Source organism: Nocardia sp. NPDC004568, from assembly GCF_040609955.1.
In the GTDB taxonomy this organism is placed as follows: Bacteria; Actinomycetota; Actinomycetes; order Mycobacteriales; family Mycobacteriaceae; genus Nocardia.
Genome location: NZ_JBEXLL010000014.1, coordinates 47,374 through 63,774 on the forward strand (window position 1 = coordinate 47,374; position 16,401 = coordinate 63,774).

Below are 16,401 nucleotides of genomic sequence, written 5' to 3' on the forward strand. Positions count from 1 at the left end.
CCGCCGCACAGTATTCGGCGGTGGGCGGTCAGACGCGCAGCAGGGTGCGGCCGAGCGCGGACCGGTCCTCGATGGCGGCATGGGCCGCGACGGCGTCGGCGAGCGGGAACGTCTGTCCGATGATCACCTCGAGTTGCCCGGTGGCCAGCAGTTCCAGTATCCGGGTGGCGTAGCGGGCCCGGCTGTCGTTGCCGATGTCCAGGTCGTACAGGCTCAGCACCTCTACGCCTCGCTCGCGGGCGCTCTCGGCGCCCGCGGCGGCGAATTCACCCGCCGCCGCCCCGTATCCGATGAAGAGTCCGCCGCCGGGCACGATCCCCACCGCGGCGTCGCCCGCGGCGCCGCCCGCGCCGTCGAACACCACATCGGGTCCGCGGCCGCCGGTCGCGGCCAGGACCCGGTCCGTCCAGCCGGTCTCGGAGTAGTCGATCGCGGTCTCCGCGCCCAGCCGCCGGGCGAGGGCGAGTTTCGCTTCCCCGCGGGCGGCGGCGATCACATGCGCTCCCGCCCGGTGGGCCAGTTGGGTGAGCAGGGTGCCCAGACCGCCACCCGCGGCCGTGATCAGCACCTGCTGCCCGGGCCGGATCCCGGCGCGCTCGAAGGCCGCGAGCGCGGTATGGCCGTCGTGGACCACCGCCGTCGCCTGGTCGACACGCACGCCGTCCGGTATCCGGTTCAGGTGCTCGGCACCGGCGAGCGCGTGTTCGGCGTAGCCGCCGAGGGGCAGCCCGCCGCCGACGCCGCTGGCCAGCGTCCGTGCGATCACCCGGGTGCCGAGCAGCGCCGGGTCGACCCCCGATCCGACGGCCGCGACGATCCCGCCGATCGCGCCGCCGGGTACATAGGGCGGCTGTACGGGGAAGAAATCGGTGCCCCACCCCGACCGCAGCCGGGTATCGAGGAACATCACATCCGCCGCCGCGACGCGGACCAGGACCTGGCCGGCTTCGGGTTCCGGGACCGGGACCTCCCGCAGCTCGAGGACATCGGGTCCGCCGAATTCCTTTACCTGTACTGCCTGCACGATGTCACTCCTCGAGTTCGACAACCGGTGAACTCGACCAGTCTGAAACCTTTACATAGGTTTAGGTCAAGCCGACGTCGCCGCCCGCGGAGCCGGGTGCGCACCGCCGGAACGGCAAAACCGTGACATTCGCGTCCGGTTGCCCGGCCCCGCGCCCGTGACCGGGCAGGATCGGGGCATGCGAGTACTGCTGACCGGCGCCGCCGGATTCATCGGTTCCCATGTCCACGCCGCGCTGCGGGCGAGCTGTCACGATGTCGTGGCGGTCGACCTGATGCTGCCCGCCGCGCACGGCCCCGGAGCGCGGCCGCCGGCCGGCGTGCGGCAGGTGGATGTCCGCGACGCCGCCGGGCTCGACCCGCTGCTACCGGGTGTCGACGTGGTGTGCCATCAGGCCGCCGTGGTGGGCGCCGGTGTCGACGTCCAGGACGCCCCCGCCTATGCCGGGCACAACGATTACGGCACCGCGGTACTACTGGCCGCGATGGCCCGTGCCGGGTGCGGCCGGCTCGTCCTGGCTTCCTCGATGGTGGTGTACGGCGAGGGGCTCTACCGGGGGCCGGACGGGATCGTGGAAGTGGCGGGACGCCGGTCGGAAGACCTCGCGGCCGGCCGGTTCGAATACCGGAGCCACGGCGTACAACTCGGCTGGGCTCCGGTACCGGAGGACACGCCGGCGCGGCCCCGGAGTCTGTACGCGGCGAGCAAGGTGGCGCAAGAGCACTACGCGACCGCGTGGGCCGCGGCCACCGGCGGCGCCGTCACCGCACTGCGCTATCACAATGCGTACGGCCCCGGAATGCCCAGGGATACACCCTATTCCGGTGTCGCGGCGATTTTCCGGTCGGCCCTGGCGGCCGGGCGGGCGCCACAGGTGTACGAGGATGGACGGCAGACCCGGGATTTCGTGCACGTCACCGATATCGCCGCGGCGAACGTGGCCGCCGTCGAGGCGGCACTGCCCGGTGTCGAACCGTTGAACGTCTGTTCGGGGCATCCGATCACCATCGGCGACGTCGCGCGCACCCTGGCCGCCGCCCAGGGTGGGCCGGAGCCCGTGATCACCGGGGCGGTGCGGTCGGGAGATGTGCGCCATATCGTCGCCGATCCGGCGCGCGCCCGCCGGATGCTCGGGTTCACCGCACGGGTCGACCCGGCCGCCGGGCTGGCGGAGTTCGCCTCCGCCCCACTCCGCCGGGCCGCGGCGGGCGCCGTGATCGGCTGACGACGCGGCCCGCGACCGGCCGCGGCCGGATCAGCACCGAGGGTCGGAGGCGGCCGTTGCGGCCGCTGAACCGCGGGCTGCACCGATCCCGAGGTGGCACGCCGACGGGCGGTGGGTGATCAGCGGATCTTGACGAAGTCGCCGGGTTTCCAGCTCTGGTCGTAGAACTCGGCGCCGGTGCCGTAGAGCCGGAGGACGCCCACGAAGTGCCGTCCCGGGATCACCTGGACGAACGCGGCGTCGGCGACACCGTCGGGTTTTTCGGGGCCGAACCACAGATCGATGGAGCCGTCGGGGTTGTGCGGGATGTCGTAGTAACTGTTGGTCGAGGGCAGCAGTTGCTCGGTTTCGGGCATGGTGCCGTCGGTGATGTTGTAGGCGGTCGCGGCCCAGAACAGATCCGCGGGCGGATTCGCCGGCAGGTGGAGTGCGTAGGTGTGGGTACCGTCCAGGAATTCCCCGTCCGCGTCCCGGATGGCGAAAGGATATTTGGCGCCGGCGCCGGTGGTGTGGATGTTCATTCCGGGCGCCGAGGAGTAGGCGTACTGGAAGAACCGGGAACGCGCGTCGATGTCGAGGTAGGACTGTTGCATCCACTCGGCGGTGCCACCGGCCCAGGCCTGCTCCCAGCGGCGGTCGTCGTAGTAGAGGTTGCGTTCGTCGTCTCGGCCCAGCTGGGCGCCGGCCAGGATCATCCTCGGCGCGTCGGTGACCGCCCGGTCGAGTTGAGCGCGCTGCCGGTCGGTGGGTGCGAACGGCTCGCCCTTGACGATGCCGATCGAGGCCAGCACACCGCGCAGCTCCGCGGTGATCGCGGCGACCGGCTCGTAATCGACGAAGTCCTTCAGCTTGGTCCAGTAGGTGAAGTCGGTGGGGTACATCATGTTCACCCGCACACCGCTGGCGTTGGGAAACTCCATCGCCGGGATGTTCTTCTCCTCCGCCCACAGCGGATAGACCCGGGTCCGTTCGGCCACCGCGACCCCGGCAGCCGGGTCCGGGCCGTTGCCGCCGTGGCCCATGATGGTGCGGAAGAACAGGAATACGTTGTAGGTCGCGGATTCGAATGTGTAGTAGCCGGCCGGAACGTGGCCGTCGTAGTTCGGCGGGAGCAGCAGGAACAACCCACCTCGGCCGCGGTCGGGGCCGACCGCACCCACGTCGGTGAGGGTGCGTTGGAAGAAGTCGGTGAACATGCCGATCACGTCGGCGGGTGCGTTGACCACCAGCGGTCCGGTTCGTTTCAGGTCGAGGTAGCTCATGGCGTAGATGACGTCCGCGTTCGGGGTCGGTACCCAGGTGCGGCTGTCCATTCGGTCCTTCCAGATCGGAAGAACGTGATAGCCCGCGCCGAACGCCGCCTCCGAACCGTCCCGCATCCCGATCACGTTCAGCGCCGGGAGCATCGTCATATAGGCGTGCACGGCACGCTGGTAGTACAACTCCGCCCGTAATGCCTCGGCTTCGTCGCGGGTGAACCAGCGTCCGTTGTTGATCTGCCGCAGCAGCGGTGACGCCGTGGTCTCGTCGCCGCTGGTTTCGCTCTCGCTCATGCCCGCCTCCATCGATCGCCGACAAAGCACTGTGCACAGCCCACCGGCCAACACCATCGCACGATCGGCACGCCGGACCACGACGCACCGCCGAGAGGCGCGACAGGAAGAATGCGGTACTCGCCGGTCGGCAAGCACCGGCACGGCGCGGGCGGCCATGACCTCGACGAGCGCCGGTCCGCGCTGCGCGAACCCGGAATTCTCAGGCGACCGCCATCACCGGTCAGAACCAGGTTCGGGTCCCGAGTGGCGATCGGATAGTGATCCGCGTCCCGGTCCGCGCAGGAAGTGTCGGCGGGCCGGTACGGGGTCGCGGTGGACACGACAGGATCAGGTCCCGTGGGCGATACCCGGACCCAGGGCCGGCGGGCTCACCGGCCGACGCATTCGGGCCGGTCCGGGCGCTCGAACGGATAGCGCGCACGGAATTCCCCGGCCGCCTCCGCCATCGTCACGAACTCGACCCCGGCGAAGCCCGCCCAGCGGTCCAGCAGCCGTTCGAGCATCAGCAGCACCTGCGGCCGTCCGGAGACGTCGGGGTGCAGGGTGACCGGGATGACGGCGTAGTCCAATTCCCGGTACACCCAGTCGAACTGGTCGTTCCACATCTGCTCGATCGCGCGCGGCGTGACGAAGCCGTGTGAGTTGGGGTGCGCCTTGATGAACATCATCGGCGGCAGGTCGTCGACGTACCAGTTGCCACAGAATTCGACCAGGTCGATCTCGTGCCCGTGTTCGAGCGGTGTCATCCAGTGGGCGGCGGGACCGGAGGTGTCGACCGGCGTCCAGCTGTCACCGACGCGGGCGTAGAAGGGCACAAAATCGTTGTAATTCTGCGAATGGTCGTAGGAGAACCCGTAGTCGGCGAGGATCGACGCGGTGTGCTCGCTCATCTCCCACCACGGCGCGACATAGCCCAGGGCCGGCTGCCGCTGAGTTGTTCGATCAGTTCGACACATTTGGCCATGACATCGCGTTCCTGCTGCGGCGTGAGTGCCCGCGGATTCTCGTGGCTGTACCCGTGGGCACCGATCTCGTGTCCCGCCTCGACACAGAGACGCGCCTGCGCGGGGAAGGTTTCGATGGAATGCCCGGGCCAGAACCAGGTGGTCGGGATGCCGCGGCGCTGGAACAGCCGCAGCAGGCGCGGCACCCCGACCTCGCCGGCGAACACTCCCCGTTGCATATCGTTGGGTGAATCCTGGCCGCCGTAGGAACCGAGCCAGCCGGCGCAGGAATCGACATCGACGCCGAGTGCCACCTGAATCTTCCTCTCCATCCGCGCAACTCCTTCCGGTAGTCGGTGCAACACTGTCGTCCGGTTGCGGCCGGACACGCCGGCCGCGTCCCGGTCACTGCCCGTCGTCGGCGACAACGGGCAGTGACGCGGCGGGCGGGCTCGCGGGCGAATCCATTCCGGCGTGCTCGACGGTGGCGCGATGGGCGGCGTAGATCTCGTCGACGAGTCCCTGCAGGTCGAGCGGATCGAGATCGAGCCGAAGGGCGCCCGCCGAGATCTTCGACATCTCGCACAGATCGTCCACCATCCGGGACAGCCGCCGGGTCTCCCGGCCGATCCACTCGGCGTACCGGACGATATCGGCCGGGTCGGTCACCGCTCCGTTGCCGAGTGCGTCGGTCATCGCCCGGATTCCGGCGAGCGGGGTCCGCAGATCGTGGCTCACCCAGGCCACCAGTTCGCGCCGCGACTGCTCGGCGGCGTGCTCCTGTTCGCGAAACCGCTTCCCCTGCGCCCTTTTCCGGGCCTGCTCCCGGGTCAGCAGCACGGCGGCCGGTACGGTGACCGCGGCGACCAGCAGCAGCACGACCGCGGTGGCCCGGAACCCGGCGGTGCCCAGGAGCCCGCCGGCCCCGGCGACAGCGGCCGGCGCGGCCAGGATCGGGAAGAGCACCGGGGCCGTGGTCCACGCGGTGAGCGAACGCTCGCGGAGCGCGCGCAGGGCCAGGGCGCCCGCCGCCACCGCCGGCAGCGCGGCGGCCACCGTGTAGACGATGGTCTCCGGCAGGTCATCGGGCACTGCTGTGCTCCCCGGCGATACCGGCCCGGCGCCCGGTGCGGCGGTGGAACCGAACGGTCCCGAGGCAGTGGCGGACGCTCGGCTCGGCGTGGTCGCGCCGGTGGACTCCGGCTACCCCCGGAGGGCGGTCGTCGCGGGCCGGGGCGCGGCGTGCCACGCCCGATACCGGGAGGTAGCTGTCGGCCACGAGTATGCGCATGGATGCCTCACCAATTCGTCAGCAGCAGATGGACCAGCAGCAGGGCCCCGGTCGCCTGGACGGCGAGCCAGGGCCGGACATGTCCGCGCGGCAGGAACGCCGTCGCCGCGAGCAGCCACATATCGAACGGCAACCAGATCCGTTCGGTCTCTGCCTTGCTCAACCCGCTGAGGTCGGCGGCGGCGACAGCGCAGACGGCGGCGGCGACCAGCAGCGCGGCCGGATCGAGCGTACGCAGCCGGGACGGTGCCAGCGCCCGCGTCAGGGCTGCCGCCGTCGCGAGACCGACCGCGCAGACCGTGGCGGCGAGATTGCCCCACCACCAGTACCCGTACGGGCGGGTGGCGGCGATCCCCTGGTAGTAGCGTTCGACCACCAGGTGGTAGCCGTCGAGCCACCAGAACCCGGCGGCCGCGAAGCCGGCCACCACGACCAGCGCCCCCAGCCCGGCGGGCAGCAGCGGCCCGACGGTGCGTCCAGCGAGCAACACCGCGACAGCGAACAGCCCCATCAGGATCAGGCCGTAGTTCAGGTAGATCCCGAAGCCGAAAAGCACCCCGGCCGCACACGCGAGCGGTATCGCGGTCCGGCGGCTCACGCGATAATCGGGCGGCCGGTCGGTCGTGCGCCCCGCCGCGCGCGCGGAGCGCGCGCCGGTGGCGACGGCCAGCAGCGCCACCGCCCACGCACTGACCCCGGCGAAGAGAGCGTCGGCCGAGACCGCTGTCCAGACGGCGGCCGGCGCGAGCACCAGGAAGGGCAGGGCCCGCCGCGCGCGGTCCTCGGCACCGAGGGCGCGCAATGCGACCGCCACCGCGATCGGCGCGCTGGATCCCGCCAGGACGCAGACGATTCCCGCCCAGGTGGATCCGCCCAGGCCCATCCGGTCGAGTACGACGAAGAACAGCAGCGCGCCGGGCGGATGGCCCGAGACGTGCGTGGTCCAGGAATCCGGTTGCCCGTCGACGATCCGGCCGGCGAACGAGTCCAGCATTGCCGGGATATCGGTGACTCCGGGCACCTCGGCGAGGTATTCGTGGCCGTCGGCGAGCCGTGCCGTGACACCACGCCGCCACCCGTCCACCAGAGCGAGGGCGAACGCCCACACCACCGCCGTGAGATATCCGGCGATGAGCAGCCGGCGCCAGGGGAGCCGGTCGGCCAGTGCCGGGCCCTGGACGACAACGGCCGCCGCCAGAACCAGTGCCGGAAGAGTGCCCCAGCCGATATGCGGCGACCAGTGGCCGAAAATGGGCGCGGCGGCGGCGAACAGACTGCGCCGCCAGGATTCGCCGGCCAGTTGCGGAACCGTGAACGCGACCGCCACCAGCAGCGCCGCGCCCACGGCGCCGAGCAACTCACCCCGGAACCGGGTGCGGGGGTCGGTGATCTCGATCAGCTCCGGCACAGAGGCCACCCTAGGCCGATACGGCGCCGTGGCCGCGCATTCACCAGGACATTCGGACACGACGTCATGGTTTGTCACAGGATTTCCGCCGCGCCGGGCTTAGCGTTGCACCCATGCCGACAGAGCACCGCGAACCGGCCGATATCACCGTGGTGATCCCGTGCCGCAACGAAGCCGAGGCGTTGCCGGGGGTCCTGGCCGCGCTACCGGACGGATATCGGTCGATTGTGGTCGACAACGGGTCGACCGACGGCACCGCCGCCGTCGCGGCCGGATGCGGCGCCCGCGTGATCAGTGAACCGCGTCCCGGATACGGGGCCGCCGTGCAGGCCGGTATCGCCGCGGCCCGCACCGAACTGGTCGCGGTCCTCGATGGGGACGGATCGATGGACCCCGGGGAGTTGCCCCGGCTGGTGGCCGCGATCCGGGCCGGCGCCGATCTCGCGGTGGGCCGCCGCCGCCCGGTGCGCGGTGGGGTCTGGCCGTGGCACACCCGGCTCGGCAATCGGGTCGTCGCCCGCCGGTTGCGCCGGCGCTACGGCCTGCCGGTGCACGATATCGGGGCCATGCGGGTCGCGGGCCGGGAACGCTTGGCATCGCTGGGCCGCCTGCACGACCGCTTCGGATATCCGTTGGAGCTGCTGGTCCGGGCCGCCGCGGCGCAGTGGGATGTACGCGAGGTCGATATCAGCTACCGGGCGCGAGCCGGTGGGCGGTCGAAGATCTCCGGGACAGCGCGGGGATCGCTGCGCGCCACCCGCGATTTCCTGGCGGTCCTGCGGTGAGCCGGGCCGCGCGGTCACCCGCGCCGGGGCCGGACGCCGGTGCTCGCCCCGGTGCCGCGGTGCCGGTGACCTTGCTGGTGGTGGCCAAGGCGCCGGTGGCCGGATACGCCAAGACCAGGCTCACTCCGCCGCTGACGCCGGTGCAGGCCGCCCGGCTGGCGGCCGCCGCGCTGCTGGACACACTCGATACCGTGAGCGCCTGTCCGGTCGCTCACCGGGTGGTCGCCTTCACCGGCGACCTGGCCGCCGCGGAGTCCGGCGGCGAGATCGCCCGGCGCCTGGCCGATTTCGAGGTGGTCCCGCAGCGCGGAGCGGGTTTCGCGGTGCGGCTGGCCAATGCTCACGCCGAGACCGCGCGGGCCGGGCTGCCGGTATTGCAGATCGGAATGGACACGCCGCAGCTCGGCGCGCGGATACTCGCCGACGCGGCCCGCACCCTGGTATCCGGGACCGACGCGTTACTCGGCCCTGCCACCGACGGCGGCTGGTGGGGGCTGGGACTGTCCGATCCGCGGGCGGCTCGCCTCCTCGCGGAGGTACCCGTGTCCACCGCGGCCACCGGCGACCGCACCCGGAGCGTGTTGCGCGCGCACGGATACCGCGTCGGGATGCTGCCGGCGCTCACCGATGTCGACCACTACGCGGACGCCCTGCGGGTCGCGGCCGGCTGTTCCGGGCGGTTCGCCGCGGAGGTGGCGGCGCTCGGCGCGTTCCGGGCCGCCCGATGATCGGCCGGTTCGATCCGGCGCTGACCGGCCGCGACTGCTGGATCCGCTCCGCCGACGGCGATCGCACCCGGCTGCCGACCCGCCGCTGGCTCGGTGGTGCCCGGATCACCGCCGCCGACCGGCAGGTGGATTCGGCTCTGGTCGGCTGTTGCGACGGACCGACGGTCGATCTGGGATGCGGGCCGGGGCGATTGGTGGCGGCGCTGTGCCGCCGCGGTGTCATCGCCCTCGGTGTCGACATCTCGCCCACCGCGGTCGCGGTCACCCGCCACCGGGGCGCGCCGGCCGTGGCCCGCGATATCTTCGGGCCGCTGCCCGGGGACGGCCGATGGCACTACGCGCTACTGGCCGACGGGAACATCGGGATCGGCGGCGACCCGCGCCGGGTTCTGCGGCGTATCGCGGGCCTGCTCCGGCCGGGTGGTTTGGCTGTTGTCGAATTCTCCTGTCCCGGAACAGGTATCGATGTCCGGCAGATCCGGCTGGAAACTCGTACCGAGGCCGGGGACTGGTTCCCCTGGGCGGAGGCGGGGATCGATCACGCCGCCGGGCTCGCGGGGGAGACCGGGTTCCACCTGCTCACCACGGCCGATATCTCGGGACGCCATATCGCCTGGTTGCGCAGCGGCGCGCGTGGCTGAGCCGGGCGGTGGATCACGGTGCGGCGGGCTCGTCCGGGGCGAAACACTGCCGATAGAGAGCACGCATCTCCTGCTCCAACTCGGGTGCCGGCCCCTCGGCGACCACACCGGGGGCCACCTGCGCGATCGGCAGCGCGGCCACCGGTGCCGCCGGAGCGCCCCACTCGCGCAACCATCCGGCGAGCCGGCCGCTCGAGGTGGCGAACACGATCCGGCCGAGTCCGACCCAGCCGTGCGCCGCCGAACACATCGGACAGTGTTCGCCCGAGGTGTACACAGTGGCCGCCGCGCGGTCGGCCGGATCGAGGTGGGTGGCGGCCCAGCGGCAGATCTCGAATTCCGGGTGCCGGGTGTGGTCACCACCGGCCACGCGGTTGCGGTCCTCGAACAGGACTTCGCCGGTGGCGGCGACCAGGAGTGACCCGAACGGTTCGTCCCCGGCGGCCAGCGCCGCGCGGGCGAGTTCGACACAGCGGCGCAGGTACTCCATATCGTGCGCGGAAATCGTCATGGTCCCATCCTCGCCGACGGCGACCCGGCCCGGTGGTAGCGGTGGGCCGGACCATGGTGGCCGGTCCACCGCTACCTGTCCCACGCGGCCCCGATCGGTGGGACCTGTCGTCACCGGGGCGCCGGCGGCTCCGGCCGCGGGCCGCGCACCGTGTTCGTCGGCACCGCCCGTCCGTCCACCGACCGGCGAGCGCACGGGTGTCGGCACTCGTGCGCCGGCGGGTCAGGGCGTCGGCGCGACCGCCGTGGTGGTGGTCTGCTGCGGGGTCGTGCCCGGCTGGGGCGTCTCCGAGCTGCTGTTCACCGCGACCTGCGGGGGAGCGGGACGGGTCGTGGCCACCGGCGGAGTCGTCGCTTCGGGAGTGGCCACGACGGTGCCGGTCTCCGGCGCCTCCGTCGTGGTGGTCGGCTGCTCCGTGGTGGTTTCGGTGGTCGACGGCGCCGCGGTCGTGGGATCGGTCGTGGTCGTCGGGCCGGTCGTGGTCGGGGTGCCGGTCCCCGGCTGTGTGGTCACCGAGGTGGTGCCGGTGGCCGCCGGAGTGGTGCCGGTCGTCGTCGGGGCGGTGCCGGTCGTCGTCGGCGCGGCCGTGGTGCTGGTGGCCGCCGCGCTGGTCGTGGGCTCGGTCGTGGTCTCCGCCGCCGCCCGGTAGGCGTCGTCGAGGTCCTCGGCAGTCGGGGCCGACTTCGTGTCCAGCGGTTCGCCGGCCTGCGCCTGCTTCGCCAGATGGGTGAGCCAGGCCGCCGCGTATTCGGCGGAGGTGAGCGTTTTGCCGTTCCCCGGGTCGGCGTCGCGCCAGTAGTCGAAGTGGTGACCGCTGGCGTTGGGTCCGAGGGTGAGGGCATAGGGGTCGGACAGGATCACCGGGAGGGTGTTCTGGTTGGTGACGATCAGGCCGACGATCTCGTTGAGAACCTTTTGCGGCAGGTAGGCCAGCGGGGACAGCTGGTCGGTCGAGATGGAGTCCGCCGGCGTCGGCGTGGTGGTCTTCCCGGGTTCGTAGGCCGGGTCCGACACGCGCAGCAACACTTCGAGGAACGTCTCGTCGCCGGCCATCCAGTTGGGCTGCGACTGGATATCGGCCAGTGCCAGCAGCGCGACCCGGCTGAGGACGACCGCGACATCCTGCCCGGTGGCGGGTGTGAGGCCCTCACGTTCGAGGGCGTCGACGTTCATCTGCCGGGCCACATTGACCACCAGTTGCAGCAGCGCGATATTGTCCGGCGCCGCGCAGGTGAGGTCGCCGTCGGAGCAGAAGGAGGCGATCTTGCCGTTCAGCGCGCCGAAATCGCCGCTGGTCCCGGCCACCGCGCCCTGACCGGGGACCGGTTTGCCGCCGTTCTGGTAGAGCTGATCGAAGTTGTCCGGGTTGCCATGCGGGTTCTGGGCGCCGGGGAACGGGCCGTCGCCCGCCGAGCGGCCGGAGTCGGCGAGGATGACCACACCGGTGACCTTGGCGGGGTCGACGATGGCATAGCCGCCGTCCTGCTGCTCCTGGTGCCCGACCTCCATCGCCACCCGCCGGACCACGTCGGCGCCCTCGCTGTACCCGACGATCGCGAACCGGGTATCCGGGCAGGCCTGGGCGATCTCCCGCATCACCTGCTGAGTGTTGGCGACGCCGGTGGTGACGGCGTCCTCGTAGGTGGCCATGTTCGCGGGGTAGGCGATGTAGACGGCGGCATACGAACCGGGGTCCACATCATCGGCGGGCGCGTTGACCACCGGGTCGACCCATTCGCTGCTGTGGTCGCCGGACAGCGCGGCGGGCAGCGGGTTGCCATTGGCGTCCACCAGCAGTTTCGTGGTGCCCGCGGCCGGTGTGTCGCCGCGTCCGGCGACCGAGATGGTGACCATGTCGTGGCATTCGGTGACCGACGCCTTCAGCTGGGTATCGGCGTGCTGGGCCGGTGCGGTCACCGAGTAGGCCGCCGCCACCGCCGCCGCCACGCCGAGACCGGCGGGGGCCGCGATCGCCGCGGCGAGCCGGTGCTGCGTCAGGTAGGTGCGAGCGCGCACCAGGTGATCACTTCGGAAAGCCATGTCCCGAGCTCCATTCGACTGCTGGTAAATGGACGGACAGGCCCCCCGACGGGCCATTGCGTCACCGGAGAAGTCGCGGCCCGGGTGCGCGGCGTTACGGTCTCACTTCGGGTCCAGTGCCCCCTGGTGATAGGACACCGACGGACTCCACAGGAAGAAACTGTCGATACCGGTCCGGTAGGTCGCATCGATCTGTGCTCTGACCTGGGCATCTCCGTAGTCGGCCCCGAGGCTGAAGTCCTGCAGCCACGGAATCACCGTCGCGTTCGTGCCCTTTGTCACGGCTTGGAAGTCCCGGAGCGCGGCCGCCACGATGTCGTAGGGCTGGTTGTTCGGATCGGCGACTCCGTACTCCCCGGTGTTCCAGTGCGAGGGGTAGATCATCGGCGCCACGAAGTCCACCTGCTCCGCGATGAGCGGGATGTCCTGGGCGATCTGATCGGGCCGGGAGGCGGCGATACCGTAGACCGCCGCGCTGAGATGGGCACCGGCGGTGTGTACCGGTTCCCGGGCCTGCCCCAGGAATCCGGCGACGGCGTGGGTCGCCGGCCCGGTGAGCCCGGGGAACTTCATACTCGAGAGGCTGCCGTCGGGCCGGCGGACGTAGTCGTACATGACCCCGTCGAAGCCCAGCTCGGCGGCCTCGACGGCGAGCGCGATATTGTAGGCCCGCACCTCGGGGTGGGCGAAATTGGTGAACGCGATGGCGCCGTAATGGCTGGAATAGGGCTGACCCGCCGGGTTCTGGACGACCCAGTCGGGCCGCTGATTGTGCCAGGCCCAGCCGGCCAGGGCGGGATCGCGGAAGGCCACGATCCGCCCGACCACCTGCACTCCCATCCCGTGCAGCTGCCGCAGCGCGTCGCGGGCCCGGTAGATCGGGGTGGCCGCTCCGGTACTGCGGGCCAGCGGGACCTGTGAGTCGTAGCCGACGACACCGTCCTCGTCCTTGATATCGAGCTGAACGGTGTCGATCCGGCCCTGCCGGGCCAGGTCCAGCACCGATTCGCGCATCCCGTCGTGCGACCAGGCGTGGGCGGTGACGTGCACCGCGCGCATCCGCGGCAGATCGATACCCGCGGCCAGCGGCCGGCTCGTCTCGTTACCCGCCGCGTCCACGGCGACCACCGCGGCACCGGAGGGATGATGCGGCAGCTCGGTCTCGAAGCTGCCGTCGGGCCCGGGGGTGACCTGCTGCGTGCCGATCGAGACGCGCACGGCGTCGGGCGCCCGCCCGCGCACCGTGACGGGATCGCGGTAGGAACCCACGGCCGGTGGCGGTACCACCTCCAGTGCCGGGGCGGTGGTGTCGACGGTGAACGTCGCCGACGCGGCGGGTTCGGCGCGTAGCCATCCGAGTGGACCACCGGCCGGGATCCGTGCGGTGAAGGTGTGCGCGCCGTCGGACAGGCCCTCCGGGTGGTAGAGCACCGTCTCGCCCTCCACCCGGCCGGTGACCGTCCCGCCGTCCACGGCGAGTTCCACCGCCCGCGGGTCGTACCCGGTGGCGTCCACCCGCAGTACCAGATCTGCCAGGGCGGCGGCACCGACCGGACCCGGCGGTAGGCCGCTCAGCGGTAGTGCGGGTGCCGGTGAGCGGCCGGCTCCGACGCCGACCACGACCAGCACGACCGCAAGGACAATACCGAAGGCCGAGACCACCAATCGCCGACGATCGGCGGTCCGGAACCGCATGAGCACAACGCATCAACTCCCACGAACACCTGTCCCGTCAATATGGACAGATCGCGCCCCGCTCAATCTCTTTCCCGGAGACGGAACGTAAATCGTTGTCGGCACGTAACATTCGGGCGATGGTGCGGTTCCCGGGAGCAGTTGTGCGGGCGGTCGTGACGGCGGTGGTGTGCGCGGCGGCCGCGGCCTGCGGGGGAACACCCGCTGCCCGGCCGCCGCAGACCACACCGGCGACTCCTCCGCCGCCGGCGGTCACCACCCCGCCCCCGCCGGACCCGGCCGCCGTCGGGGCCGACGAACTCGGGATGGTGCCGATCCTGATGTATCACCAGCTCTCGCCCCGGCCGGGCGGCGAATACGACCAGACGCCGGCCGAGTTCCGCGCCGAACTCGACCGGCTGTACCGGGAAGGCTACCGGCCGATCACCGCCGCGCAGTACGCCGCGGGAACCGTGGACATCCCGGCGGGAACCCATCCCGTGGTGCTCACCTTCGACGACTCCACCACCAGCCAGTTGCGGTTCACCGCCGACGGCGTGCCCGCTCCCGACTGCGCGGTGGCCGTCCTGGAGGAATTCGCGGCCCGGCATCCGGACTTCCCCGCCCGCGCCACCTTCTACGTCACCGACGACCCCTTCGGCGGCGATCCACGCGCCCTGCCCTGGCTGGCCGCGCACGGCTACGAGATCGGTGCGCACACCGCGACCCACCAGGACCTGGGCTCGCTGGACGCCGCGGGTGTGCAGCGGGAACTGGCGCAGAACGTGCGGACGATCGGCGCCGCCGCCCCGGGCACCGCGGTGCGCACCATGGCCCTGCCGCTGGGCTCGTCCCCGGCCGACCCCGCTCTCGCTCTCACGGGGAGCTGGGGCGGTTTCGGTTACCGGTTCGAGGCCGTGATGTTGGTCGGTGCGAACCCCGCGCCTTCGCCGTTCGGTGCGGTGGACCCCGCCGCCGTGCCGCGGATCCGGTCCGGTCTCGGGCGGGTGCCGTTCGACTCCGCCTACTGGCTCGACGAACTCGCCGCGAACCCCGGATCCCGCTTCACCTCCGATGGCGACCCGCAGCGGATCTCGTTCCCACGCGGTTCGGGCGGTGACCTCGCCCCACGCTGGGCCGGGCGGGCCGCCCCGTACTGACGTGTGGTGAGTGCCCGCGCCCCGACCGGGCCACCCCCGGGTGCGGTGTCCTGCGGCCGTGATCGGCGTCCGGGTCCGCCGTGGTGGTGGTCGTCCGGTCGTCCCGTGCCGCGTGATGCCGATTCGCCCCACCGTGTCGGTGTCGGTGGTGGCGGCCGGTGGCCGTAATCCGGCGGGTCGTTGTTCCGGGAGCGCGGGCGCGTCGTTCAGCGGCCGATGCTGTCCAGTTCGGCCACGTCTTCGGCGGAGAGGACGAGGCCCGCGCCGGTGATGTTCTCGCGCAGATGCCTGGTCGACGAGGTACCGGGTATGAGCAGGATATTCGGTGAGCGTTGCAGCAACCAGGCCAGCGCGACGGACATCGGTGTGGCTCCCAGCCGGCGGCGACCCTCGACAGCGTTCCGGATTGCAGTGGTGTGAAGCCGCCGAGCGGGAAGAACGGCACATAGGCGATATCGTCGGCGGCGAGGCGGTCGATGAGGTCGTCGTCGTGGCGGTGGGCGAGGTTGTACATGTTCTGTACGCAGACGATCGGAGCGATGGTTCGCGCTTCGGCGATCTGTTCCGCGGTGGCATTGCTGACCCCGAGGTGACGGATCAGGCCCTCCCGCTGGAGCTCGGTGAGGGTGCCGAATGCCTCGGCGAGCGACCCGGGCCGGGGCCAGCCGCCTCGGGCGTCACGGTCGGCGCCGACCTCGGTCGCGAGGAACAGCGACTCCGGGTAGGGGTGCAGTGCTTCGCGGATCAGCTCGTTGGTGAGGTAGGGCCCGTAGGCGTCGCTGGTGTCGATATGGGTGATGCCGAGGTCGACGGCCTCCCGCAGGACGGCCAGGGCTTGGTCGCGGTCGGCGGGCGGTCCCATCACCCCGGGTCCCGCGAGTTGCATCGCGCCGTAACCGAACCGGGTGACGGTGGAGTCGCCCAGAGCCCGGGTACCGCCGGGGAGCGAGGTGGTGGGTGTGTTCACGGTGCCGAGCATCCCTGGCGGGCGGCAAATCCGAGCCGGGCCGTGCGACCGGATCTCGGGCCAGTGGGTCATATCGGTCCTGTGCGCGCCGGATGGCGGCAGTTCCGGTCGGCCCCGGGCATCGGATAGTGCGCGAGCACTGCGTTACTCCGCGCTGTCTCGCCGGCCGACCGGGGTCGGTCGGCAGTCGCCCGGACGCCGGTCGACCGGCCCTCAGTCCGGGAGCCGGCGCATCTCGAGCACGGTGAGCCCGAGATTGTCGATCCGGGCCAGGACGGCGCGCACCCCGGTCGGATCGGTGACCGCCCCCGACAGCACCGTGGTGCCGTGGTCCCGGTCGCCGTCGAGTTCCGGGAAGGCGGCCAGCGCGCGTTCGGAGAGTTCGCCGTCGATGGTGAACTGGTATCGCATCGCCGTCTCCTGACTTCCGGACCGGTTCGACGGCGG

Annotated in this window: 13 protein-coding genes and 2 pseudogenes; 5 read left to right on the forward strand and 10 right to left on the reverse strand. The window is 71.4% G+C overall.

What is annotated here, in order from left to right; all coding sequences use genetic code 11:
• Nucleotides 1–28: 28 nt before the first annotated feature.
• On the reverse strand, nt 29–1,024 hold the full coding sequence (locus tag ABZV91_RS09775; RefSeq protein ID WP_355238127.1) for a zinc-binding dehydrogenase: 996 nt from the start codon (nt 1,022–1,024) through the stop codon (nt 29–31).
• Nucleotides 1,025–1,202: 178 nt separating this feature from the next.
• Here ABZV91_RS09775 and ABZV91_RS09780 point away from each other — a divergent pair, with 178 nt between their 5' ends.
• Nucleotides 1,203–2,249 (forward strand): NAD-dependent epimerase/dehydratase family protein, encoded by a 1,047-nt coding sequence (locus ABZV91_RS09780; protein ID WP_355238130.1) that lies wholly within the window; start codon nt 1,203–1,205, stop codon nt 2,247–2,249.
• 119 nt (nt 2,250–2,368) lie between these two features.
• Here ABZV91_RS09780 and ABZV91_RS09785 read toward each other — a convergent pair whose 3' ends face one another.
• The 4 genes and pseudogenes from ABZV91_RS09785 to ABZV91_RS09800 all read right to left on the reverse strand — a co-directional run bounded on the left by ABZV91_RS09785 (nt 2,369) and on the right by ABZV91_RS09800 (nt 7,439).
• Entirely contained in the window at nt 2,369–3,802 is a 1,434-nt protein-coding gene (locus tag ABZV91_RS09785) for a DUF1254 domain-containing protein (protein WP_355238133.1), read from the reverse strand.
• 371 nt (nt 3,803–4,173) lie between these two features.
• Nucleotides 4,174–5,081, reverse strand: a pseudogene (locus tag ABZV91_RS09790) (polysaccharide deacetylase).
• A 73-nt stretch (nt 5,082–5,154) separates the two neighbouring features.
• Complete coding sequence (locus ABZV91_RS09795) at nt 5,155–5,841, reverse strand: histidine kinase dimerization/phospho-acceptor domain-containing protein (protein WP_355238136.1); 687 nt, start codon at nt 5,839–5,841, stop codon at nt 5,155–5,157.
• A gap of 206 nt (nt 5,842–6,047) precedes the next feature.
• Nucleotides 6,048–7,439: a hypothetical protein gene (locus ABZV91_RS09800; RefSeq protein WP_355238251.1), complete on the reverse strand. Its 1,392-nt coding sequence runs from the start codon at nt 7,437–7,439 to the stop codon at nt 6,048–6,050.
• Nucleotides 7,440–7,561: 122 nt separating this feature from the next.
• Between ABZV91_RS09800 and ABZV91_RS09805 the strand changes: the two genes are divergently transcribed.
• From ABZV91_RS09805 to ABZV91_RS09815, 3 genes are read left to right on the forward strand one after another with little or no spacing between them, the layout of a single operon-like run.
• Nucleotides 7,562–8,233: a glycosyltransferase family 2 protein gene (locus tag ABZV91_RS09805; protein WP_355238139.1), complete on the forward strand. Its 672-nt coding sequence runs from the start codon at nt 7,562–7,564 to the stop codon at nt 8,231–8,233.
• Between the two features lie 59 nt (nt 8,234–8,292).
• A complete protein-coding gene (locus ABZV91_RS09810; RefSeq protein ID WP_355238142.1) occupies nt 8,293–8,961 on the forward strand; it encodes a DUF2064 domain-containing protein in 669 nt (222 codons plus the stop codon).
• Nucleotides 8,958–9,602, forward strand: coding sequence for a class I SAM-dependent methyltransferase (locus ABZV91_RS09815; protein WP_355238145.1), 645 nt, complete (start codon nt 8,958–8,960; stop codon nt 9,600–9,602). Before ABZV91_RS09810 ends, ABZV91_RS09815 begins: the two co-directional genes overlap by 4 nt.
• A gap of 13 nt (nt 9,603–9,615) precedes the next feature.
• On the opposite strand, the gene ABZV91_RS09820 is transcribed toward ABZV91_RS09815, so the two are convergent.
• The 3 genes from ABZV91_RS09820 to ABZV91_RS09830 all read right to left on the reverse strand — a co-directional run bounded on the left by ABZV91_RS09820 (nt 9,616) and on the right by ABZV91_RS09830 (nt 13,848).
• Nucleotides 9,616–10,113, reverse strand: a complete 498-nt coding sequence (locus tag ABZV91_RS09820; protein ID WP_355238148.1) for a nucleoside deaminase — start codon at nt 10,111–10,113, stop codon at nt 9,616–9,618.
• A gap of 222 nt (nt 10,114–10,335) precedes the next feature.
• Nucleotides 10,336–12,153: a cutinase family protein gene (locus ABZV91_RS09825; RefSeq protein WP_355238151.1), complete on the reverse strand. Its 1,818-nt coding sequence runs from the start codon at nt 12,151–12,153 to the stop codon at nt 10,336–10,338.
• A gap of 102 nt (nt 12,154–12,255) precedes the next feature.
• The gene (locus ABZV91_RS09830; protein WP_355238154.1) at nt 12,256–13,848 is read right to left on the reverse strand and encodes a putative glycoside hydrolase; all 1,593 of its coding nucleotides are present in this window, start codon (nt 13,846–13,848) and stop codon (nt 12,256–12,258) included.
• 119 nt (nt 13,849–13,967) lie between these two features.
• Here ABZV91_RS09830 and ABZV91_RS09835 point away from each other — a divergent pair, with 119 nt between their 5' ends.
• Nucleotides 13,968–14,987 carry a polysaccharide deacetylase family protein gene (locus ABZV91_RS09835; protein WP_355238157.1) on the forward strand — a complete coding sequence of 340 codons (1,020 nt, stop codon included), beginning with the start codon at nt 13,968–13,970 and terminating at the stop codon, nt 14,985–14,987.
• A 206-nt stretch (nt 14,988–15,193) separates the two neighbouring features.
• Here ABZV91_RS09835 and ABZV91_RS09840 read toward each other — a convergent pair.
• Together ABZV91_RS09840 and ABZV91_RS09845 are read right to left on the reverse strand one after the other, a co-directional pair.
• Nucleotides 15,194–16,026: pseudogene (locus ABZV91_RS09840) on the reverse strand (aldo/keto reductase).
• Between the two features lie 141 nt (nt 16,027–16,167).
• Nucleotides 16,168–16,365, reverse strand: coding sequence for a hypothetical protein (locus ABZV91_RS09845; protein WP_030519143.1), 198 nt, complete (start codon nt 16,363–16,365; stop codon nt 16,168–16,170).
• Nucleotides 16,366–16,401 lie beyond the last annotated feature (36 nt).

What these genes read in the sequence shown, in the direction of transcription:
- ABZV91_RS09835 (WP_355238157.1), top strand. Translation starts at nt 13,968, where the DNA reads ATGGTGCGGTTCCCGGGAGCAGTTGTGCGGGCGGTCGTGACGGCGGTG.
- ABZV91_RS09785 (WP_355238133.1), bottom strand. Translation starts at nt 3,802, where the DNA reads ATGAGCGAGAGCGAAACCAGCGGCGACGAGACCACGGCGTCACCGCTG.
- ABZV91_RS09815 (WP_355238145.1), top strand. Translation starts at nt 8,958, where the DNA reads ATGATCGGCCGGTTCGATCCGGCGCTGACCGGCCGCGACTGCTGGATC.
- ABZV91_RS09830 (WP_355238154.1), bottom strand. Translation starts at nt 13,848, where the DNA reads ATGCGGTTCCGGACCGCCGATCGTCGGCGATTGGTGGTCTCGGCCTTC.
- ABZV91_RS09780 (WP_355238130.1), top strand. Translation starts at nt 1,203, where the DNA reads ATGCGAGTACTGCTGACCGGCGCCGCCGGATTCATCGGTTCCCATGTC.
- ABZV91_RS09805 (WP_355238139.1), top strand. Translation starts at nt 7,562, where the DNA reads ATGCCGACAGAGCACCGCGAACCGGCCGATATCACCGTGGTGATCCCG.
- ABZV91_RS09825 (WP_355238151.1), bottom strand. Translation starts at nt 12,153, where the DNA reads ATGGCTTTCCGAAGTGATCACCTGGTGCGCGCTCGCACCTACCTGACG.
- ABZV91_RS09820 (WP_355238148.1), bottom strand. Translation starts at nt 10,113, where the DNA reads ATGACGATTTCCGCGCACGATATGGAGTACCTGCGCCGCTGTGTCGAA.
- ABZV91_RS09845 (WP_030519143.1), bottom strand. Translation starts at nt 16,365, where the DNA reads ATGCGATACCAGTTCACCATCGACGGCGAACTCTCCGAACGCGCGCTG.